Origin of the sequence: Arthrobacter sp. SD76 (assembly GCF_049726125.1) — a bacterium.
Lineage (GTDB): Bacteria > Actinomycetota > Actinomycetes > Actinomycetales > Micrococcaceae > Arthrobacter > Arthrobacter nitrophenolicus.
In genome coordinates, this window is the sequence record NZ_JBNBLR010000001.1 from 2786025 (window position 1) to 2808259 (window position 22235).

Sequence of the window (22235 nt, forward strand, 5' to 3'; positions counted from 1 at the left end):
GCTGGGCGACCTCCGGCGCCCGATGCGCCGCGATGCGCGACTACACGAAGGCCTCCTGCACCGCTGGTGCCCGCGTCGCCTTTGTCAGTCGCCCAGGAGCTCCGAGGCTTCGAGCCACTCCATTTCCAGGGCGTCCTTTTCCTCGCCCAGGTCCTTGAGCTGCTTGTTCTGTTCCGCCAAGGCGTCGAAGTCGGACTTCTCCGTGCTCTTGACCATGTCGTCGTGGAGCTTCTTTTCCTGCTGCTCGAGCTTCTTCAGCTGCCGCTCGATCCGGTTAAGGGCCTTGCGGGCCTCCCGCTTTTCGGCCTCGGAGGGGCCTGACTGGGCGGCGGCCGGAGCCGCGCCGCCGGCGCTGGTGACAGGGTTGCCGCCGCCGGTCACCGTGGATCCGGCGAGGGCGGACTCACGGAGCTCAAGGTACTGGTCCACGCCGCCGGGCAGGCCGCGGAGCTTGCCGTCGCCGAGCAGGGCCATCTGGTGGTCCGTCACGCGTTCAAGGAGGTAGCGGTCGTGGCTGACCACCACCAGGGTGCCCGGCCAGCCGTCCAGGACATCCTCAACCGCAGCCAGGGTGTCTGTGTCCAGGTCGTTGGTGGGCTCGTCCAGCATGAGGACGTTGGGCTCCCCCACCAGGAGCCGCAGGAGCTGCAGGCGCCGGCGTTCACCGCCGGACAGGTCCTTGACCGGGGTCCACTGCTTCTGGTTGGTGAAGCCCAGCTGCTCCACCAGCTGGCCAGCCGTGAATTCCCGGCCGCCCACGTTGAAGGACCGCTTTTCCCGCTCGATGACCTCAATGACGCGGAGGTCGGAGACGTCGTCGAGTTCCTTGACTTCCTGCGTGAGCACGGCCGTGACCACGGTCTTGCCGCGCTTCAGCTTGCCGGCGTCAGGCGTAATCTCGCCGTTGAGCAGCTTGAGGAGGGTAGTCTTGCCGGCGCCGTTGACGCCCACCAGCCCCAGGCGCTCACCCGGTGCCAGGCGCAGGGTGATGTTGTCGAAAAGCTTCCGGCCGTCGTCGCCGCCGCGGAAGTTGAGCGAGACGTGCTCGAGGTCCAGCACATCCTTGCCCAGCCGGGCCGTGGCCATCTTGTTCAGCGCCATGGAGTCGCGCGGCTCCGGGACATCCTCGATCAGGGCGTTGGCCGCTTCGATCCGGAATTTCGGCTTGGACGTCCGGGCGGGCGCGCCGCGCCGGAGCCAGGCCAGTTCCTTCTTGACCAGCTGCTGGCGCTTGCTCTCCACGACGGCGGCCATCCGGTCCCGCTCCGCGCGGGCAAGGACGTAGGCCGCATAGCCGCCTTCAAAGGGGTCCACGATGCCGTCGTGCACTTCCCACGTCTTGGTGCACACTTCATCGAGGAACCACCGGTCGTGGGTCACCACCAGGAAGGCGCCCTGGTTGGCGCGCCAGCGCGATTTCAGGTGCCGGGCCAGCCAGGCCACACCTTCAACGTCGAGGTGGTTAGTGGGTTCGTCAAGCATGATGACGTCATGGTCCTCGATGAGCAGCTTGGCGAGGGCAACCCGCCGTTTCTGCCCGCCGGACAGGGCATGGACATTGGCGTGCCAGTCGACGTCGGACACCAGCCCGCCCATGATTTCGCGGATCCGTGGATTTCGTGCCCACTCGTAGTCGGCCTGGTCCCCCACGATCGCGGCACCCACGGTCAGGTCGCCGTCGAGCACGTCGCTTTGGTCCAGGTAGCCGATGTTGACGTCGCCGCGCTTGGTGACCCGGCCGGAATCCGGCGTGGAACGCAGGGCGAGCAGCCTCATCAGGGTGGACTTGCCATCGCCGTTGCGGCCCACCATGCCGATCCTGTCGCCCTCCTCGAGTCCCAGGGTGACGCCGTCAAGGACGGTGCGGGTTGCGTAGGAAACCGTCAGGTTTTCGCCGCCAAGAAGGTGTGCCAAAGGGAACTGCTTTCTGCTGCTCGGGTGGGAGTAAAAGGGGTCAGATCAGGGTGTCGGACACGATGCGCGCCCCCGGAACCGGACCGTGCACGGCCAGGGCCGACAAGCCGTAGCGCTGCAAAGCCTCAGCCAGGGCCTCCGCGGCCACCGAATCATCCGCGAGCAGGGCCACGGTTGGACCGGACCCGGACACAATGCCGGCAATGGCCCCGTGGGATTCGCCGATGCCCAGCGTATCGCGCAGGGACGGGGCAAGTTCAATGGACGCCCGCTGGAGGTCGTTGACCAGGACCCGGCTCAGCGCTTCAGCGTCACCACTGCGCAGGGCAGTCAGGATCTGGGGGTCGACGCCGGTGGGCTCGGCTACTTCCACCCCTTCAGCTTCACGCAGCCGGTCCAGGGTCCGGTACACCTCAGGGGTGGACAGGCCGTAGTCGGCAGTGACCAGGACCCAGTGGGTTTGCGCCTTGGCCAGTGCCGGGGACAGCTTGTCGCCCAGGCCCAGGCCGACGGCGGTCCCGCCCAAAAGGGAGAAGGGGACATCGGCACCAAGCTCCGCGGCCAAGTGGGCCAGTTCTTCACGGGAGAGGCCGCTGTTCCAGAGTGCGTCGCAGGCCAGGAGTGTCGCCGCGGCGTCGGCGGATCCGCCGCCCATGCCGCCGGCCACCGGGACGCGCTTGGTAATTTCCAGGTGCACTCCGGTGGCATGTTCGGAAACGTCCGCCATGATTGCGGCGGCTTTGTACGCCAGGTTGTTGCCGTCGAGGGGAATGTCGACGGCGTCCAGGTCCAGGGTGCTGTCCGGGCTGATGCTGACCGTGATCCCGGGCGTCTCGGTGCTGGTGGCGGCCACTTCCTCATACAGGGAGACCGCGAGGTAAACGCTGGCCACCGAGTGGTAACCGTCGGGGCGGAGGGGCCCGACGTCCAGGGACACGTTGACTTTGCCGGGTGCCTTGACCCTGACGGTCCTGGCAGTGAACCGGCCCGGCCGCGCCGCCGTCACGCCCCGGTTTCCTTGGCCTCGGCGATCCGGGCAAACGCGGCGATGTCAATGACTTCACCGCGGGCAGTTGGGTCCACGCCGGCTGTCAGCAGGCAGCGTTCAGCTTCCGGCGCTCCCCCGGCCCAGCCGGCAAGCGCGGCACGCAAGGTTTTGCGGCGCTGCGCGAACGCGGCGTCCACCACCGCGAACACCTGTTCACGGGTTGCCGTGGTGGCCGGCGGCTCGCGGCGGGTGAAGGCAACCAGGCCGGAGTGGATCTTTGGCGCGGGCCAGAAGACATTCATGCCGATGACACCGGCCTTGCGCATGTGGCTGTACCAGGCGGCCTTCACCGATGGGACGCCATAGGTCTTCGAGCCGGGGCCGGCCGCGAGGCGGTCCGCCACTTCGTCCTGCACCATGACCAGCCCGTGCTGCAGGCTGGGGAATTGCTCCAGCAGGTGCAGCACCACGGGCACCGCCACGTTGTATGGCAGGTTGGCCACAAGTGCTGTGGGCTGGACCGGAAGTCCGGTGACCTTCATGGCATCGGCGTGCACCAGGTGGAAGGCAGCTGCGGCGGCGGGACGCCATTCCTTCACGGTTTCGGGCAGTTTCGCCGCAAGGACGGGATCAATTTCGACGGCGACCACAGCGGCAGCGGCGTCCAGCAGCCCAAGTGTCAGGGACCCGAGGCCGGGGCCCACCTCCAGTACTGTCTCGCCAGGCTTCACGTCAGCGGCAGCGACGATCCGGCGGATGGTGTTGCCGTCGATGACGAAGTTCTGGCCGAGGGTCTTGGTGGGCCTGACCCCTATTTCCTCCGCCAGCCGGCGTATATCGGAGGCACCAAACAGCGGTGCGGGCGCGGCGGGGATGGGTTCAGTCACCTAGGTATCCTATCCCGCGCGGGGATTCCGTCCGGGACAGCCGCACATCCCGGACCTGTCCGGAAAGGGAACTCCGGGCCGCCGGTTAACGGCTGCGGCCGGGCCCGGAAAGTCCGGACCCGGCCGCAGGCGCCAAGGGCGGGGCAGCTGGCCGTCAGCTGGTGGCTGCCCAGCCGCAGCCCCAGGGCTGCAGGCCGCGCTGTGCGTAGACGCGGTTGGCGATGTCGATCTGCTGGGCCTTGGTGGCGAGGCTGGCGTTGGGGGCATAGGCCCCGCCGCCGGCGCCAATCCAGGTCTGGATATCGAACTGCAGGCCGCCGTAGTAGCCGTTGCCAGTGTTGATGCTCCAGTTTCCACCGGACTCACACTGGGCAATCTTGTCCCACATGGCCTCGTTCATCATCGCCGGCGCGGCAGCACCGGTGTTGCTGCCGGTGGTTGCCGGGGCAGCCTGGGCGACGGGCTTGGGCTTGGTGCCTACCGTGATCTTTTCCGCCACCGGCTGCACGGTGACCGTCTCGGACACAAGGGTCCGGGAGGCCTCGCGGCCATCCACCAGGACCAGCTTGTAGGTCTTCTCCACCCTGCCGGCGGAACCGGCCTGGGTGACTTCCTTTTCACCCTTCAGCAGTTCGGCGCTTTCGGTGGTCACCGTTTCAAAATCAACGTCCTCGGTGGCCACAGCAGTCTGGCCGTTGTCGACGCGGGAAACCTTGATCACCATGTTGTTGACCACGTGTGCGTTGGCGGGCTGGGAGGTGCGGTCGTTGGCGCCAAGGGCCAGGCCTGCATCTTCCAGGACATTGCCCACGGTAGCGGCCGTAGTGGTGGTGGTGTCCACCTTGCCGTCGGCGACGATGCTGACGGTCTTGGGCGTGGAGATGGACACGAAGGAACCCTCGACGGCGAGCTGGGCGTCCTTGGGAGCGGATACCGATGAGGCACTGGCAACACCGAGTTCGGTCACCAGGTCCTCCACGTCCTGGGCGGTGGTGTTGACGGTCTTTTCCGCCCCGTCCAGGCTCACGGTGACTTCCTTGGCCTGGTTCACGTTGATGACGGTGCCGTTCTGGACGGTGGCGTCAACTGCGGGGGAAACCCTGTCCGTCGGTTTGAGTTCCAGGTTGGCGCTTTTAACCACCTGGCCGACGGTTCCGCCGAAAGTCTGCACGGACGTGACTTTGCCGTCCACGTTCACCGTGACGGTTTTGTTATTGCCCACGAAGGCTACGAGCCCCACCACCAGTGCACAGAGCACCAGCATTTGGGCACCGACCTTGAAAAAGCTGATCTTGCCGTCCGTTGTGAAGAACTTGACCACGTTTGCCCGTAACTTTAGGTCCTTCCGGGCACGGGGATCGCGCAATAAAATGCCCGGCACTACCGTGAATAACAGCAGTCCGGGCACCGTTGCGCCGCCACACTCCGCGCAACGGCCTGGGCGGGACTGAGGCCCACCCGCGCGTGTTGCAAGATGAAGTGAATTACCCGATGGCCTTCCCCGACCCCGGCTAACAGTTTTCCACTGTAACCGTAGCGTTATAAACCGGCCAACAAATCTGCATACCAGGTATTCCCCTGAACACCCAGGATTGCGCAGCTATCACGACCAGGATCCGTATGCCCGCACGGTATTTTCGCTGATTCGGGTACAAAGCGCGCCCAGGTCGGATTCTGTCAATTCGGCCATCGCCCGGACGGTATAGGGCACCATGTAACTCGCGTTCGGGCGCCCCCGGTGGGGATGGGGGGTCAGGAACGGCGCGTCGGTCTCCACCAGGACCAGGGCGGGATCCGCAACGGTGAGCGCCGAGCGCAGGTTCTCGGCATTCTTGAAGGTCAGCGTGCCGGCAAAGGACATCCACCAGCCCTCCCGGTTGCAGATTTCCGCGAGTTCTTCGTCACCCGAAAAGCAGTGGAACACCACCCTCTCCGGTGCGCCCTCCTCGCGCAGGACCTGCACCACCTCGCTGTGCGCATCCCTGTCGTGGATCTGCAGCGTCAGGTCCAGGCGCTTTGCGATGTCGATGTGGCGCCGGAAGGAGTACTTCTGGTGGGCCAGGCCTTCGCCCGCGGTCCGGTAAAAGTCGAGCCCGGTTTCGCCGATGGCACGGATCCGCGGGTGGGAGGCCAGCTTCTCGATCTCGTCGAGGGCCTCCTCCAGCTCGCCCCTGGCCGCATAACGGGGTGCGTCGTTGGGGTGCAGGGCAACGGCCCCGAGAAGCCGTTCGTCCTGTTCCACCGCCTGGACCGTGAACCGGGAGGATTCCAGGTCGCATCCCACCTGGACGGCTCCCTGGACTCCCACCGCGGCCGCGGCGTCAAGGGCCGCCCGGATTCCGACCGGCGCTTTCCCCTCCGGGAAATCAAGATGGGTGTGGTTGTCCATGACCGGCACCGGCAGCGGTTCCGGTGCCGGCGGGAAATCCGCCGGTCCGGCCGCCTGCGTCATCCGGGGCTTCCACGGCGGCGGTGGTGCGGTAGGCGTCGGGAATCAGCGAAGTGCACATCCATCCAGCCTAACCGCGGGAGGGTGCACCATTTTTGTCGGAACTCTCTGTCTGCCGGTGCAGTTGTGTTAGTAGTCTGGTACGAACAGATGCGAACGCCCACCGAGGGGCGAAGGCAGGCTTGCTGTCACGTCCAGGTGAAACCCGGGCTGAAAGGTTGCCGATGGAACCCCACCGACGTATTGCCACCGAGGGAAGCACTGCCGCGGGTAACTTCAAGGGCGTCGCAGAGCCTGTCAGCCGGCTGAACGGCCACCGGCAGGCGGCCGCGATGGACGGTGAGTCGTTCCACGCCGCCAGCCAGCGCATCCTCTCAACAGTCAATACCGTGATCGACGGGAAGTCAGATGCCGCCAAGCTCGCGCTGACCGTCCTGCTGGCTCAGGGCCACCTGCTGCTTGAGGACGTGCCCGGAGTGGGAAAGACGCTCCTGGCGAAGACCCTGGCGCGGACCATCGACTGCACCGTCAACCGCATCCAGTTCACGCCTGACCTGCTGCCGTCCGACGTTACGGGTGTGTCCATCTACAACCAGGCCTCCCGGCTGTTTGAGTTCCGGCCCGGGGCAGTCTTTGCCAACATCGTCATCGGCGACGAAATCAACCGCGCCTCGGCCAAAACCCAGTCAGCACTGCTGGAGTGCATGGAGGAACACCAGGTGACGGTGGACGGTACCTCCTACCGCCTGGGCGAGCCTTTCATGGTGGTCGCCACCCAGAACCCCATTGAAATGGAAGGGACGTACCCGCTGCCCGAAGCCCAACGGGATCGCTTCATGGCGCGGATTTCCATGGGCTACCCGGACAAGGACGCTGAGATCGAGATGCTCGAGACGCACCAGGCGGCATCACCGCTGGCCATGGTGTCGGCGGTGGTCAGCACGGCCGAAGTGGCGGCCATGATTTCCACGGTCCAGCAGGTGTACGTGTCCCAGGCCGTCAAGGAGTACACGGTTTCGGTGGGCAGGGCCACCCGGGAAAGCCCGCTCCTGAGGCTGGGCGCGAGTCCACGCTCCATGCTGCAGCTGCTGCGCGCTGCCAAGGCCACTGCCGCCCTTGACGGCCGCGATTTCGTGCTTCCGGACGACGTGGTCCACGTCGGGGAGGCGGTCCTGGCGCACCGGATCATCCTGGACCGGAAGGCCGCAGGCTCGGGCGAGACGCCCCACAGCGTCCTGCGGGGCATCCTGTCGAAGCTGCCGGTTCCGCACGCGCCCTCGGATTCCAACGCTGCTCCGGCCGGCAGGAGCACTGCATCCGTGGCCGGCCTGGGCAGGAACCGCTAGGCGGAACCATGGCGCTGCTGGACAGGCTTCCGCGGCATCTCTTCACCCAGCGAGGCTGGGGGATGCTGGGCGCCGGCGCCGCCGCCCTGGCCGCCGCATACATCATGGGCCGGCGCGACCTGCTCACGCTCAGCGTCCTGCTGCTGGTCCTTCCCTGGTTTCGCTGGCCGGCATCCGCCTGGTCAAGCCGCGTTTCCGCGTCTACCGGGAGTTCAACCCCTCCCCCGTGGAAACGTCGGCCCCCACCACTGTGCGGCTGGCCGTTTCCCGGACCGGAAACGGCAGCGGCCGGGCCACCATGGAGGAGCGCCTGCCGCCACGGTTCGGTGAATCCCCCGCATTCCGGTTCCCGTCCCGGTCAGCCACAGGCGGAACCAGCCGCTATGAGTACCACCTGCGCTCTGCCCGGCGGGGCCAGTTCCGCATTGGGCCGGTCACGGCTGAGTTCACCGACCCGTTCGGGCTTTCCCTGCACCGCCAGGCCATCGACGACGGCGACATCCTGACGGTGACGCCTGCCGCCGTCGTACTGCCCCTGACCGGACTCGCCGGGGCACGCGGCAACGACGGCGTCACAGCGACCAGGATCCGGGCCAACCCGAGCGACGACGACGTCATGACCCGCGAATACCGCCATGGCGATCCCATGCGCCGGGTCCACTGGGCGGCCACCGCCCGGCACGGCGCCCTCATGGTGAGGCAGGAGGAATCCGTCACCACGCCCGAGGCGACCATCATCCTGGACCACCGCTTTCCGGCGTTTTCCTCCGGTTCCACGGCCGTGTCTGCCGGGCTGTCCGCACAGGACGGGCCTGCCATGGCCACCAGCGGCACGTTCGAGTGGGCAGTGGTGGCGGCGATGTCCATCAGCGCGCATCTCTCAGAACGCAACTACGGCCTGCGCCTGCTCGATGTCCGCGGGGAACCGGCGTTCCTCCATTCCCCGTCTGCGCCCGACCCGGAAGCGGAGGAATACAGCGGCACCTCCGGTCTCCAGTCGATCGCCGAAAGCCTTGCCGCGATCCAGCTCACCGCGCCACACCACCACCAGCACCGTGACGGCCGGCTCCCGGACGCGGCGCCCCGCGGGTTCTCCCTCCCCGGGCTCTCCGGCCACCGTAACCGCGCCAGCCAGGATTCCGGGCCTCCACCCTTCGACGACCGGCTGATGGACAAGCTGTCAGCCCACCGCATGCGGGGGCCCCTGATTGCCGTGCTGGGGAGGATCTCGCCCGAGGAGGCGCTGTCCCTCGCCCCCGCCGCCGGTTACGGCACGAACGCCTTCGCCATCGTGGTGGCGGACAGGACTGCGGACTTCGATCCTGTCCTCGAGGCGCTGCGCCAGGGCGGGTGGCGTGCGGTGGCCGTACCGCCGTCGGTCCCCGTGGCCTCGGCGTGGGGACAGTTCGACCAGGACGTGGAGCTCCCGGCACCGGCCGTGGAAGTCAGGCGCGGGGCGGGGGTGGTCCGGTGACCATCGCCCCGGCCCGGTCTCCGGAGACCGGGCAGCATCAGCAGGCTGCGGGAGCCTCCCCCGCCCGGTCCCGCGTTGGTGCCTTTCCCTGGGCGATGGCGCTGGCGGTATCGGTAGCGGTCTGCGGTGCTGCCCTCTCCCTGAACGGTGTGCTGAGGGGCTGGGGCTGGTACTGGCCCGTGCTCACCACGGTGCTGGCGGTAAGCTTCACCCTGGCATCGCTGCGCGCCATCCGGGCCCAGCCGCTGCTGGTGACTGCCGGCGGTTTCCTGTCGCTGGCCGCAATCCTGACCCTCACGTTCTTCCGCGGTTCGAGCGTCCTGGGGTTCATCCCCACCCCTGCCACTTTCACCGAGCTGGGCCGGTTCATCCGGCGCGCCAGCGAAACCGTCCTCTCCGAAACCGCGCCGGTGGCGCCGAACGCCGGAATCGTCATGGTGATGTGCGCCGTCCTCGGCCTGGCCGTCATCCTCGTGGACGCACTAGCCGTACCCCTGGGCATGCCCGCCGCTACCGGGGTGGGTTTGTTCGCCATCCTGGTGGTTCCGGCCGTGATCAAGCCGCAAAGCGTCGGATTCTGGGGCTTCACCGGCGCCGTTGCCGGCTACCTGATGATCCTTGCGTTCAGCCAATGGTTCGCCCCGACCCGCGCACCCAGGCCGATTCCGCGCGGACCCCCGGGCAGGTCCGGCGGGCAGCGTTGACGGGTGCCGCTGCCCTGGTTGTCACCCAACTGGTTGCACTGGCCATCCCCGGGTTCGACCAGGGACATTCCCGCAGGGCTCCCGGCTCAATCCGTGGGGCACCTCCACCGGACTGAACCCCATGATCACCCTGGGAAACAGCCTGCGGGCCCCTGACGGCAGCGGCCGGATCACCTACGCCACCAATGCGGCCAGCCCGCTCTACCTGCGGTCGGTCACGGTGGACAACTTCGACGGCGAATCCTGGGGCCCGGACGACCGCAACGCCTCCCGGCTTCCGCTCGTGGGGCAGATCGACCCCGGCTACGCCGCCCCGGCAAGCGACCAGGTGCAGCAGGTGACTGCCATCGATACCGGCTCCTTCAACAGCCCCTACCTTCCGGCACCGTACGCTCCCGAATCAGTGCGGGGGCTGGACGGCCGTTGGACCTGGGATCCGGCCACCCTCAGCATCAAGGGTTCGGACACCACCTCCCGGCGGCAGGAATACGTGGTCACGTCGTCGGTGCCGAACCTTTCCGCCGACCTCCTGGCGCAGTCCTCCGCGCCGCTGCAGAACATTCCCGAGGACTTCACCAGGATCCCCGGCAACGTGCCGGAGATCGTGCGGACCACTGCCGGGACCGTGGCAGGCCCCGGCAACACCCCGTACCAGAAGGCGATGGCCATCCAGCGGTACCTTCGCTCGGCAGAGTTCACTTATTCCCTGCAGTCACCGGTCCAGAACGGCTATGACGGCAACGGCCTGTCCGTCCTGGCTGACTTCCTGGAGCAGAAGAGCGGCTACTGCATCCACTACGCATCGGCCATGGCCGTCATGGCAAGGCTGGAAGGTATCCCCAGCCGGATCGCGGTGGGCTACGCTCCGGGAAGGCTGACCGGAGCCACTGTCACGGTGGCCGGCCAGGGAGCGCTTCCCGAGTTCGAGGTGGATGCGCGCGACGCACATGCCTGGCCGGAACTGTACTTCCAGGGCGTGGGCTGGGTGCCTTTCGAGCCCACCCCCTCCCGCGGCGTGGTTCCCGGCTACGCGAGCGAGTCCTCGTCCCCATCCGCCCCGGGTGCAGTCGACAATGGGGATGACCTGGTTCCTGACGCCACTCCGGCGCCAGCCCCCGCGCCCAGCGCTGCCCCTGTTCCGGTTCCGGGCACGGGCGGCGGCACGGACGCCGGCCTGCAGCTCCTGCCGTTCCTGATCGGCGCCGGCGCAGTCCTGGGTGCGGCCCTGCTGGCCGCGTCACCGCACCTGGTCCGGGCCACTGCCCGGACCCGTCGCCTCCGGCCCAGGAACCCGGGTGAGGCTGTCCCGCTGGCGTGGAGCGAAGTGGTGGACCTGGGTACCGACTTCGGGGTGGCCCCGGTCCCCAGCGAGACCCCGCGGGCCTATGCCGGCCGGCTTCGCAGCCGCTTTGGGGAACCCGGCGGCATGGATGCGGCTGCCCATCGGGCCGTGGGGGTTCTCACCTCGGATTTCGAGCGGTACAGGTACGGCCGGCCCCAGCCGGCGGGGCCAAACACGGGCGGCCCTGGGCGGGAGCGGCAGGATGCGGGCGGCGCCGACCCGGCGGAACACATTGGAGCCCTGGAGTTCGCCTTGCGCTGCAACGCCACCCGGTGGCAGCGGTTCCGCGCCGCCTGGCTTCCGCCGTCAGTCATGGGCCGGCTGGGACGGATGGTCGCGGCACCTTTCCGGGCGGCGGGACGGCTTCTCGCCGCAACGGCAAAGGCCGCCTCCCGCGCCCTGCCCGTGCGTTCACGGTAAGGGCGGGCGGCGGCCTGCGGCCCGGGCTCGCCTGCCCGGGCCGAAGCACTCCCCTGGTTGTTATCCCGCGTAGGGGTCGGCGATGCCGATGTACTGGGTGTACAGGTATTCCTCGATGCCCTCCAGGCCGCCTTCGCGTCCCAGGCCGGACTGCTTGACGCCGCCGAAGGGTGCTGCCGCGTTCGAGATGACGCCGGCGTTCAGGCCCAGCATGCCGGTCTCAAGGCGTTCGCCCATCCGGATGCCGCGGTTCAGGTCCTTGGTGAAGACGTAGGCCACCAGACCGTACTCGGTGTTGTTGGCCAGGCGGACGGCGTCATCTTCCGAGGAGAAGGTGATGATCGGGGCCACGGGTCCGAAGATTTCCTCGGACAGGATGCGGGTTCCCTCGGTGACGCCAGCCAGGATGGTGGGCTGGTAGAAGTAGCCCGGCCCGTCCACCGGAGCGCCACCCAGGACGGCCTTCGCACCGGAGGCCACAGCGTCTGACACCAGCTCGTGGACCTTGTCACGGCTCTTGGCGTCGATCAGCGGGCCCACCTTGGACTCGGGTTCGGTGCCGCGTGCGGTGGTCATTTCCTTCATCTTCGCGGCAAACTTCTCCGCGAATTCGGTGGCCACGGACTCGTGCACGATGAACCGGTTGGCCGCGGTGCAGGCCTCGCCCATGTTCCGCAGCTTCGCCAGCATGGCCCCGGCGACGGCGGCGTCCAGGTCGGCGTCCTCGAAGACGACGAACGGGGCGTTGCCGCCGAGCTCCATCGAGGTCCGCAGGACGGTTTCCGAGGCGTCGGACAGCAGGCGGCGGCCCACCTCCGTGGACCCGGTAAAGGAGAGCTTGCGCAGCCGGGCATCCTTGATCAGCGGCCCGGTCGTGGCGCCTGCTGTGGATGTGGGGATGACGTTCAGGACGCCGGCGGGCAGGCCGGCCTCCTGCATAACCGCGGCGAACAACTGCGAGGTCAGCGGTGTGAGGTTCGCGGACTTCAGCACCATGGTGCAGCCTGCGGCCACGGCGGGGGCGATCTTGCGGGTGGCCATGGCCAGCGGGAAGTTCCACGGCGTGATCAGCAGGCAGGGGCCCACCGGCTTCTTGGTGACCAGCAAGCGGGACTTGCCGTCCGGGGAAACGGAATAGCGGCCGAAGGCGCGGACGGCTTCCTCGGAGAACCAGCGCAGGAACTCGGCGCCGTACGTCACTTCGCCGCGGGCTTCGGCCAGGGGCTTGCCCATCTCCATGGTCATCAGGAGCGCGAAGTCCTCGGCCCGCTCGGTCACCAGCTCAAAAGCACGGCGCAGGATCTCGCCGCGTTCCCGCGGGGCACCTTCGCCCAGGATTCCTGCGCGGCCACGGCAGCGTCCAGTGCTGCGGCACCGTCCTCCGCGCCGGCGTCGGCGATGCTCAGCAGGACTTTGCCGGTGGCGGGATCCTCGACGTCGAACGTCTTGCCGGAAGCGGCATCGCGCCACTCGCCATTGATCAGCAATCCGGTGGGAACAGAGGCCAGAAGCTGGCTTTCGCGGTCCGCGCTTACGGCCGGCTGTGCGGTGACAGTCACGATGACTCCCTCGTCAGTAGGGTTGGTGGCAGCCCTCCGCTGCGGCCGGAACGGCCGGACCCATCAGGCTGATTAAGAGCCAGACTACTGCCGGGATTCGCCCGGGGTCTACGCCGCTGCGCACTGCCCGGCCCGCGTTCTGCTGTGCACCTGCACAGCAGAACCTGCAGGCTTCCAGGCGCCTGTCAGCGGGCCGCCAGCACGGCGGAATAGAGCTCCCGTTTGCTTACCCGGACGTACTCGGCAACAGCGGCCACGGCTTCCTTGAGCCGGATGCCCTGGGCCACCAGGTCGTTCACCGCCGCGACGTGGTCCTCGGGGGTGCCCGCTGCCTGTTCCGGCGCACCGGCCACCACGACGGCGATCTCGCCCCTGACGTCGGAGTTTTCCGCCCACTGCAGGAGCTCGCCGAGCGGGCCGCGGAGGACTTCCTCGTAGGTTTTGGTCAGTTCGCGGCAGACAGCCACCCGCCGGTCCGCCCGAAACGTTCCTTGAGCGCCCGGAGCATGGCCTCAAGCCGGTGCGGCGCCTCGAAAAAGACCATGGTGCGGCGTTCGCCGGCAAGCTCGGCCAGCCGGGCTGCCCGTTCGCCCGCTTTCCGGGGAAGGAAACCTTCGAAACAGAAACGGTCAGTCGGCAGGCCGGAGAGGGCCAGCGCCGTCAGGACGGCGGAAGGCCCGGGAACCGCCGTTACCGTCAGTCCGGCGGCCACTGCGCCTTCCACCAGCCGGAAGCCGGGATCGGACACGGACGGCATGCCGGCGTCAGTCACCATCACCAGCGTGCTGCCGGTCCTGACCTGGTCCAGCAGTTCCGAGGTCTTGGCCGCCTCATTGTGCTCGTGGTAGCTGATGATCCGCCCCGCCACCGTGATGCCGAGGCTTTGCACCAGCCGGTGCAGGCGGCGGGTGTCTTCAGCGGCAACGATGTCCGCTGTCGCCAGCAGTTCCACCAGCCTGGCGGAGGCGTCGCCCGTGTTTCCGATCGGAGTGGCGGCCAGGATGATGCGTCCTGCCGCTGCCGGGCCGGATTCTGGCGGGGTGCTGGGGTGAGGGTCCACGCCTCCAGCCTACTGCCGGGGGGACTGCCAGCCGCAAAAGGTAGCATGGGCTCGTGACGCAGACCTCGACGCAGCCGCAGGAAGCTGCACGGCTCAGCGCCGGACATCCCGCTCCCCCCGCCGCCGGCCAGGACTCCCCGGAGGCACCAACCAGCGGAGGGGAAACCCCGATGGAAGGCGGCCCGGCGGGCCGGCCATGGATCAGCCGCCCGGCAGAGGCCTTCACACGCGAAGCGCTGTACGCACGGCTCCTCGGGGAAGTGCGCTCCTGGCGGGACTACCCGCCGTCGCTGCGGCTGTGGATGCTGCTGGTTCCGGTGCTGACGGCGGTGGCCGGCGGGATCCTCCGCTTCGTCCGGCTGGACGCCCCGCACAAGCTGGTCTTTGACGAAACGTACTACGTCAAGGACGCGTACTCGTTCCTCATCAGCGGCTATGAGCGCAACTGGCCGGACAAGGCGAACGATTCCTTCAACGCCGGCGATCCGTCGGTGCTGCTCCCCTCCCCCGAATACGTGGTCCATCCGCCGGTGGGCAAGTGGATGATCGCCGCCGGGATGGCCCTGTTCGGCGCGGACAATTCCTTTGGCTGGCGGTTCGCTGCAGCGTTCACCGGCACCCTTTCCATCTTGCTCCTGGCCCTGATAGCCCTGAAACTGTTCCGGTCCCTCCCGCTGGCCGGCGCCGCCGGCCTGCTCCTTGCCGTGGACGGGCACCACCTGGTGATGTCCAGGACTTCCCTGCTGGACATCTTCCTGATGTTCTGGATCCTCACTGCCTTCGGTGCCCTGCTGCTGGACCGGGACGATGGGCGGCGCCGGCTCGCCGCACGCCTGGCGCAGGCGGCGGCCCGGAACGGCGGACAGCCGCCGGCCCAAATGCTGTTGACCGGTCCCTGGCTCGGGATCCGCTGGTGGCGGCTGGCGGCCGGAATCTGCCTGGGACTCGCTGTGGGCACCAAATGGTCCGGGCTGTTCTTCCTGGCCGGGTTTGGCCTCCTCACAGTCATCTGGGACCTCAGTGCCCGGCGCGTGGCAGGAATCCGCGGCTGGATCAGCGGCGGGGCCATCAAGGACGGGATTCCGGCGTTCCTCAGCACCGTCCCCGTGGCATTCCTGGTGTACGGGGCTACCTGGACCGGCTGGTTCCGCTCGGAGGATGCCTACTTCCGCCGCTGGGCGGAGAGCAATCCGTCCGCTGAATGGGGCTGGCTGCCGGACTCCATCAGGTCCCTCGCCCACTACCACCGCGAGGCCTACACGTTCCACCAGGGCCTCGGCTCCGAGCACCCGTATGAGGCAAGTGCCTGGAGCTGGCTGGTACTCGGCAGGCCGACGTCGTTCTTCTATGAATCCCCGGAGCAGGGCACGCCGGGATGTGCCGTGGCGAAATGCACCTCAGCCATCCTGTCCGTGGGCAACCCCCTGATCTGGTGGGCCGCCGTCATATCCCTGGTGGTCCTGCTGTTCTGGTGGGCTGGCCGGCGTGACTGGCGGGCCGGTGCGATCCTCGCCGGCGTCGGCGCCGGGTACCTTCCGTGGTTCCTCTACCCGGAGCGGACCATGTTCTACTTCTACGCCGTCTCCTTCGAGCCGTTCCTGGTCCTGGCCCTCGTCTATTGCCTGGGCCTGGTCCTGGGGCGGGCCGGGGACCCGCCATGGCGGCGCCGCGCGGGCCTGTACCTGGTGGCCCTGTTCGTGGCGGCGGCCGTCGTGCTCTCGTCCTTCTTCTACCCCATCTGGGCAGCCGAGGTCATCCCCTACGACGCCTGGCGGGTGCGGATGTGGATGCCGTCCTGGATCTAGGGCAGGATTGCAATCAGACCCGATCGAAGCCGCTGCCGCGGCCCGGCAGCGGAACGGAGACCTGCTGTGAGAGAAGCAAGCACGGAACTGCTGGTGGAGCTCGATGCCGGCAGCAACGTCACGGACCTGCTCCTGGAGCAGCACGCCGCCAATCCCGCCCACGCCCTCTACCGGCGCAAGGGCCCCAATGGCTGGGTGGATGTTCCGGCGGCAAAGTTCCTGCAGGATGTCAGCGCCCTGGCCAAGGGGCTGATCGCCGGCGGGCTTGAGCCCGGCGACACCGTGGCCGTTATGTCCGCCACGTCCTACGAATGGACGCTGGTGGACTTCGCAATCTGGTTCGCGGGCGGCGTGACCGTCCCCATCTATGAGACCTCATCCACCCGGCAGGTGGAGTGGATCATTCGGGATGCGGGCGTTCGGCGTGTTTTCGCCCAGGACCGGGCGATGGCGGAACTCGTTACCGGGGTTGTTGCCGGCTCACCCCCGCTCCGGGACCGGCTGGTGAACGTGGTACGGATGGACAGCGACGGCGAGGCCCCCAACCTCGCCAGCCTCGCCGCTGCCGGCGCCGGGGTCAGTGACGCCGAGCTTGAGCGGCACCGCAGCCGTGCGGGGTTGGACGACGTCGCGTCCCTCGTATACACCTCGGGCACCACGGGCAATCCCAAGGGCTGCGAGATCACCCATGGAAACTTCGCCCTGGTGGCCAAGAATATTGTCGCGTTCCTTCCGGAACTGCTGGTCCAGGACCAGGCGCGCACGCTCATGTTCCTGCCGCTGGCCCATGTTTTGGCGCGGGCGGTCCAGGTGGTATGCCTGACGGCGGGCGCAACGCTGGGACATACCCTGGCGCGGCCCAGCTCCTGGAGGATCTGGGGACCTTCAAGCCCACGTTCCTGCTGGTGGTCCCGCGGATCTTCGAAAAGGTCCGGGCAACGGCCGCCCACAAGGCAGTGGTGGCCGGCAAGGGCAGGCTGTTCCAGGCCGCCTCGGCCGCTGCCATTGCCTACTCCCGGGACCTGGACAAGCAGAGCCGCGGCGAGGGTACCGGCCCGGGACTGATGTGCAGGATACGGCACGGATTGTTCGACCGTCTCCTGTATCCCCGGCTCCGGCAGGCCTTCGGTGGGCAGGTGGGGTACACCGTGTCCGGTGCGAGCCCCCTGGCCCACGATGACGCCCACTTCTTCCGCGGCGCGGGCATCCCGGTGCTGGAGGGCTACGGCCTGACCGAGACCACCGCGCCGTGCACGGCCAACACCCCGTCGCGGACACGGGTGGGGTCGGTGGGGATCCCGATCCCCGGCACCACCATCCGGGTGGCCGAAGACGGCGAAATCCTGGTCAAGGGCATCGGCGTCTTCAAGGGCTACCACGGGAATGCGGCCGCCAACGCCGAGGCCTTCGTGGACGGCTTTTTCCGCACCGGGGACCTTGGGGTGCTGGACGCCGACGGGTTCCTCACGGTGACAGGGCGGAAAAAGGACCTGCTGGTTACCGCGGGCGGAAAGAATGTGGCTCCGGGACCGCTCGAGGAAGTGATCCGGGCACACCCGCTGGTGGGCCATGCCGTGGTTGTCGGAGACGGCAGGCCGTTCGTCTCGGCGCTGGTGACCCTCGATCCGGAAGGACTCGAGAACTGGCGTTCCGAGCGCGGCCTTCCGCCCTGACGGTCCGGGAAGCAACATCCGATCCCGGCGTGCTGGAAGCGGTGCAGGATGCCGTGGACCACGCCAACCAGCTGGTATCCAAGGCCGAATCCATCCGTTCCTTTACACTGCTGGACGCGGAGTTCACGGTCGAGTCAGGGCATTTGACCCCTTCGCTGAAACTGAAGCGGTCCGCCGTCGTGCAGGACTTCCAGGCGGAGATTGCCAGGCTCTACGCCTGATCGGCCGCCGCCTCCTTGGGCGGCAGGCCGCGGCGGCGGCGCGTCGGCCAGGTGAGGATGAGCGTCACCAGCGCCGTCAGCAGCACCAGGCCGGCGATGACGATGCCGGCGTCGATCCAGAACTGGCCGGGGAACAGCCGGATCAGGGTGTCGTCCAGGCTGAAGGTCCAGGAGCCATCCGCGAAGAAGATCCGGTGGAACTCGGTGAAGAATTGCTGCCAGCCCAGGAACGCCAGGGTGCCAAGGCCCAGGATGAGGACCAGGGTGACGATGGAGCCGGCGAACAGGCCACGGCGGACTCCCCCCGTGCTGCGCTTCCGGAGGTAGAGGACAGCGATGAGGCCCAGGAGGAGCAGGAGAACCCCTGCACCGAAAGTGGACAGGATGACCAGCTTGACGTCCGCCATGTGGCTGACTTCGCCGTCCTTGAACAGCTTGTCCCCGCTGCGGTGCACCAGGTCGCCAAGGTACCGGGGGCCTGACCAGTTGCTCAAATAGTCGACGGCGTAGGAGCCATACGTCATCCGGTCATCCGTGCTGAAACCGTACCCGTCGCCCGGGAAGCCGGGGCGGTTGTATTCCACCCACAGGAACAGCGGGCTGGTCACCGCTCGCACGGCGAGGACCAGGAGCACCACCGGGAAGATGATGGCCAGCAGGACCTGCATGACCCGTGGGGCCACCGGTTTGGCGTTGGCCGCGCTCTCCCGCTCCGCGTTGCGCCGTTCCACCTCTTCCTGCGGCGGACGCACCTGCAGGGCCGAGGTTTCGAGGGTTTCCCGGAAGACCGGCGTGCTTTCGCGGCCGGGTGCTTCGGAGTCGTCCGAAGCTTCAGCCCCGGAAGAACGTGCGGTGTCAGGAGAAGGTTCAGTCCCGGAAGGTGCGGTCCTGTCGGAAGGCAGGGCAGCTGCCTCGGCCGCTTTCCGGCCGGCCCTGCTGTCCGGCTGGGAATTTCCGGACTCCGGCTCTCCTCCGGAATTCCCCGGAACGGCAGTTGAACCGGCAGCGGCGGACGGGTCTTCGGTGGAGCCGGGTTCGCCTGCGGTCCGGGCAGGGTCCGTACCGGCCGGGGTCAGCCACGAAAAGGCGGGCTCGTCGGAGTCGCCGGACGTATCCAGGAACGGTTCCGGCTGCGGCGCGGCGCTCTTGGCGCGGGCCGGTGTTTCGTCTTTCACAGCAGCGTCACTTCCGTAGGGTTGACACGCCGCGCCAGGGTCTGCTGGCGCACGTTTTATCTGTTCACGAGCCTACAGTCCGGGGCTAACGCGGAGCGAGGAACCACCCCGGCCGGATTACAACGATTCAGGCAGCGATTTCCGTATACCCGGCATCTTCGCGGCGCAGGTCGCCACGTTCCCCGGCCAGGTAGGCGCGCCGCCCCCACACCAGGACGTACACCCAGTAGGCAGCCAGGACGGCCGCCCCAATGCCGATCTTGGCCCACACCGGAAGCGGGCTGGGCGTGACATACGCTTCGACGAGGCCGGAGGCAAAGAGGACCAGGACCAGGCCCAGTGCCACCGTGATCAGCGACCTGCCTTCCTCGGCCACCGCGCGGCCCCTGGTCCGGGGACCGGGCGAGACCATGGCCCAGAAGATCCGCAGGCCGGCAGCGCACGCGATAAAGACGGCGGTGAGTTCCATCAGGCCGTGCGGCAGGATGTAGCTGAAGAAGACGTCGGACTTTCCGGCAGCGGCGAAGACTCCTGCCGCAATCCCCACGCCCTGCGCGTTGCCGTACAGGATCATGGGTACCCAGATGCCGGTGATGCCCAGCGCCACCGCCTGGGCGCTGATCCAGGCGTTGTTCGTCCACACCGCGCCGGCGAAGGACGCTGCCGGGTTCTCGGAGTAGTAGTCGATGAAGTCCTCCTCCACGTACTGCCTGGCGGCGGCCTCGGAAGCCACCGCCCGCAGGGCTTCGGGGGATGTTCCAATCCAGAGCGCATAGGCGGCGCCGATGGCAACGAACGCCAGCCCGCAGGCAAGGGTGAGCCAGGTGAGCCGGTAGAAAGCGGCCGGGAGCGCCACCACGAAGAACCGTGCCAGGTCGGCCATCGGATTGGACCGCGCGCCGGTGAACCTGGTCCTGGCCAGCGCAAGCGTGGCAGAAAGCGAGGCGGACAGGCCGCTTTCGGGGGCAATTGAACGGATCAGGGACAGGTTGGAGGACGCGGACTGGTAGAGGGCCAACAGCTCATCGGCTTCCCGCCCGCTGAGCCTGCCCTTGGCGGCGAGTTCGTGCAGCCGTGCCCACTTGTCCCCGTTCACCGCGGAGAAGGCGTCCATATCCACGCGACCAGCCTAGCGGCACGGCACTAGACTTTGACCGTCCGCACCGTCAGCCGCGAGGGGGTACCTGCTGTGGGGTCGATCGTCACCGGCGAGGCAGTGGTCCTGGAACTGCGCCCCGCCTCGTTTGGCGCGCGTGCGCTGGGGCTTGTCCTCGACGTCCTCTTCCACGCCGTGCTGCTGGTGGTGATCCTCATTGGCCTGGCGGCGGCCGGCGAAGACCTGGATGAGGCAGCCATGCGTGCGCTGGTCCTGTCCAGCGTTATCTTCTGCCTGGTGATCCTCCCGGTGGCAGTGGAAACCCTGAGCCGGGGCCTGTCCCTGGGCAAGCTGGCAGCAGGGTTGCGGGTGGTCCGGGACGACGGCGGTGCCATCCGCTTCCGGCATGCCCTCATCCGCGGCCTCACCGGGTTCCTGGAGGTCTACCTGACCCTGGGCGGGCTCGCGCTGGCGGTGGCGCTCTTCAACGACAAATCGCGCCGGCTGGGCGACCTGCTGGCGGGAACCCATGCCATCCGCACCCGGGTGCCGGTGGAAGAAGCAGTTCCCGTCTTCGTCCCGCCACGGCTGCACGCCTGGGCAGCGCATGCGGATATTGGAAGAATTCCCGACGCAACGGCCCGACGGGCTTCCCAGTTCATCCGCCAGGCCCACCGGATGGCACCTCTGTCACGCGCCGGAATGGCGGCGTCGATTGCCACCGAACTGGCTGCCCATGTGGCCCCGCCCCCGCCGGCGGGGACCAGCGCGGACGACTTCCTTGCCGCCGTCGTTGCCGAACGCCGTTCCCGCGAACTCGCCAGGCTGACGCAGCTGCGCCGCCGCAACACGGAGGCGGGCGAGCGCCTGCACCGGTTGCCGTTCAGCAGCTGACGTCAGTTGTCGTACTCGCTCCAGGGGATGTTCCAGTCCCCGAAGCCGTCGTCGTGCGCTGCGAAGTCACCTTCGGTGTTCACGATATGCACCACGTCCCCGGTGCCCATGTTGTCGAAGACCCAGGCAGCGCCGTCGGGAGCGAATCCGATGCAGCCGTGTGAAACGTTCGTGTTGCCGATGAAGGGGTAGGCCGATTCGAGTGCCTGGTGGATATATGCGCCGCTGAGCGTGAGGCGGATGGTGTACTCCACATCCACGTCCCCGTAGTACGCGGGATCGTCCGGCTTCAAGCCGATGCTGGAGGCACGGAAATGGTCGTAGCGCTTCTTCTCCATCAACACCCCGTAGCCGCGTGCCGACGGGAAGCGCTTGTCGCCCATGCTCACCGGCAAGGTCTTGACCGGCTGGTCATTGATGCTGAGGGTGAAGGTGTGGGCTGCGGCGTCAGCCACGGCCACCTTCTTGTCACCGATCGCGATGTTGACCTTCTTGTTGAAGTTCGCTATCTGGCCGTTGCCCAGGTCCACGCCGAACAGCTGCATGTCCATCGAGATGGTGGAGTTGGCAACCCAGAAACCCTCGGCGCGGTACCGGACCATCTTGTCGCTGTGCCAGTGGAACGCACCCACCTGGCCGGCGCTGCTGGTGATCTTGATGGCCTTTTCCACGGCGTCCCGGTTGAGGACGGGTTCGCTGAAGATAATCTGCAGCGGCTGTCCCACGCCCACCTTCATGCCGTCCAGCGGGTAGATGGCGGCGTCGGCCTCATGCGAACTGGAGACAGTGCTGAAGGACTGGGTGGTGCTTGTTTCGCGGCCGGCGCCGTCCTTCACCACATAGGTGTAGCTGTAGTCGGTGTTGAACTTGAGCGGACCGGCAGCGGTCCACCCGGTGCCGGCCGCGTCAATGCTGCCTTCCACCGTTTCACCCGACGTACTGGTCAACGTCACACGCTCGATGGTGCCGTTGCTGACCTTGAGCGATACCGGGGCCGCGGGGTTGACCTGCTTGGCACCGTTCGCGGGCGCCGCGTCCGACTTCACCGGGGCGACGACGGGGGCGGCCAGGCCCGGGGAGGTCCGGACGGCGGAGCCGGCTTCCGATTCCAGCACCGCGCCGGCGAGTCCCGGTGCGACGGCAGCGAAAACGCCGCCGACAGCTGCCAGGAGGCAGACGACGGCGACGATGAGAATCTTTTTTTGCTGTCCGCGGGCGGCGCGGCTGG

10 protein-coding genes and 6 pseudogenes are annotated in these 22235 nt (G+C 67.7%); 6 read left to right on the top strand and 10 right to left on the bottom strand.

Annotation, left to right across the window (positions count from 1 at the left end; all coding sequences use genetic code 11):
- Positions 1-84: 84 nt before the first annotated feature.
- The 5 genes and pseudogenes from ACPEE0_RS13515 to ACPEE0_RS13535 form a co-directional block, all read right to left on the bottom strand.
- The gene (locus tag ACPEE0_RS13515) at positions 85-1914 is read right to left on the bottom strand and encodes an ABC-F family ATP-binding cassette domain-containing protein (RefSeq protein WP_009356258.1); all 1830 of its coding nucleotides are present in this window, start codon (positions 1912-1914) and stop codon (positions 85-87) included.
- A gap of 40 nt (positions 1915-1954) precedes the next feature.
- Positions 1955-2920, bottom strand: coding sequence for a 4-(cytidine 5'-diphospho)-2-C-methyl-D-erythritol kinase (locus tag ACPEE0_RS13520; protein WP_424574640.1), 966 nt, complete (start codon positions 2918-2920; stop codon positions 1955-1957).
- Complete coding sequence (gene rsmA / locus ACPEE0_RS13525) at positions 2917-3789, bottom strand: 16S rRNA (adenine(1518)-N(6)/adenine(1519)-N(6))-dimethyltransferase RsmA (protein ID WP_424574641.1); 873 nt, start codon at positions 3787-3789, stop codon at positions 2917-2919. Before rsmA ends, ACPEE0_RS13520 begins: the two co-directional genes overlap by 4 nt.
- Positions 3790-3943: 154 nt before the next feature.
- On the bottom strand, positions 3944-5110 hold the full coding sequence (locus tag ACPEE0_RS13530; RefSeq protein ID WP_424574642.1) for a ubiquitin-like domain-containing protein: 1167 nt from the start codon (positions 5108-5110) through the stop codon (positions 3944-3946).
- Between the two features lie 282 nt (positions 5111-5392).
- Positions 5393-6299: pseudogene (locus ACPEE0_RS13535) on the bottom strand (TatD family hydrolase).
- A 163-nt stretch (positions 6300-6462) separates the two neighbouring features.
- On the opposite strand from ACPEE0_RS13535, the gene ACPEE0_RS13540 reads away from it, so the two are divergent.
- From ACPEE0_RS13540 to ACPEE0_RS13550, 3 genes and pseudogenes are all read left to right on the top strand, one after another.
- Positions 6463-7584 carry an AAA family ATPase gene (locus ACPEE0_RS13540; protein ID WP_424574643.1) on the top strand — a complete coding sequence of 374 codons (1122 nt, stop codon included), beginning with the start codon at positions 6463-6465 and terminating at the stop codon, positions 7582-7584.
- 8 nt (positions 7585-7592) lie between these two features.
- Positions 7593-9058: pseudogene (locus ACPEE0_RS13545) on the top strand (DUF58 domain-containing protein).
- Positions 9055-11524, top strand: a pseudogene (locus tag ACPEE0_RS13550) (transglutaminase TgpA family protein). The pseudogenes ACPEE0_RS13545 and ACPEE0_RS13550 overlap by 4 nt, the downstream one beginning before the upstream one ends.
- A 60-nt stretch (positions 11525-11584) precedes the next feature.
- On the opposite strand, the pseudogene ACPEE0_RS13555 reads toward ACPEE0_RS13550, so the two are convergent.
- Positions 11585-13083 (bottom strand): annotated as a pseudogene (locus ACPEE0_RS13555) (NAD-dependent succinate-semialdehyde dehydrogenase).
- A gap of 185 nt (positions 13084-13268) precedes the next feature.
- Positions 13269-14143, bottom strand: a pseudogene (rsmI, locus tag ACPEE0_RS13560) (16S rRNA (cytidine(1402)-2'-O)-methyltransferase).
- A 53-nt stretch (positions 14144-14196) separates the two neighbouring features.
- Here rsmI and ACPEE0_RS13565 point away from each other — a divergent pair.
- Together ACPEE0_RS13565 and ACPEE0_RS13570 are read left to right on the top strand one after the other, a co-directional pair.
- Positions 14197-15948 (top strand): dolichyl-phosphate-mannose--protein mannosyltransferase, encoded by a 1752-nt coding sequence (locus ACPEE0_RS13565; protein WP_424574644.1) that lies wholly within the window; start codon positions 14197-14199, stop codon positions 15946-15948.
- Between the two features lie 66 nt (positions 15949-16014).
- Positions 16015-17842, top strand: a pseudogene (locus tag ACPEE0_RS13570) (AMP-dependent synthetase/ligase).
- Here the strand turns inward: ACPEE0_RS13570 and ACPEE0_RS13575 are convergent.
- Together ACPEE0_RS13575 and ACPEE0_RS13580 are read right to left on the bottom strand one after the other, a co-directional pair.
- Complete coding sequence (locus tag ACPEE0_RS13575) at positions 17833-19017, bottom strand: TIGR01906 family membrane protein (protein ID WP_424574645.1); 1185 nt, start codon at positions 19015-19017, stop codon at positions 17833-17835. The pseudogene ACPEE0_RS13570 and the gene ACPEE0_RS13575 sit on opposite strands and share 10 nt — an antisense overlap.
- Before the next feature lie 127 nt (positions 19018-19144).
- Entirely contained in the window at positions 19145-20137 is a 993-nt protein-coding gene (locus ACPEE0_RS13580) for a stage II sporulation protein M (RefSeq protein WP_200859116.1), read from the bottom strand.
- Positions 20138-20206: 69 nt separating this feature from the next.
- Between ACPEE0_RS13580 and ACPEE0_RS13585 the strand changes: the two genes are divergently transcribed.
- Positions 20207-21007: an RDD family protein gene (locus ACPEE0_RS13585; protein ID WP_009356246.1), complete on the top strand. Its 801-nt coding sequence runs from the start codon at positions 20207-20209 to the stop codon at positions 21005-21007.
- 2 nt (positions 21008-21009) lie between these two features.
- Here ACPEE0_RS13585 and ACPEE0_RS13590 read toward each other — a convergent pair whose 3' ends face one another.
- On the bottom strand, positions 21010-22122 hold the full coding sequence (locus tag ACPEE0_RS13590; RefSeq protein ID WP_424574646.1) for an Ig-like domain-containing protein: 1113 nt from the start codon (positions 22120-22122) through the stop codon (positions 21010-21012).
- Between the last annotated feature and the right edge of the window lie 113 nt (positions 22123-22235).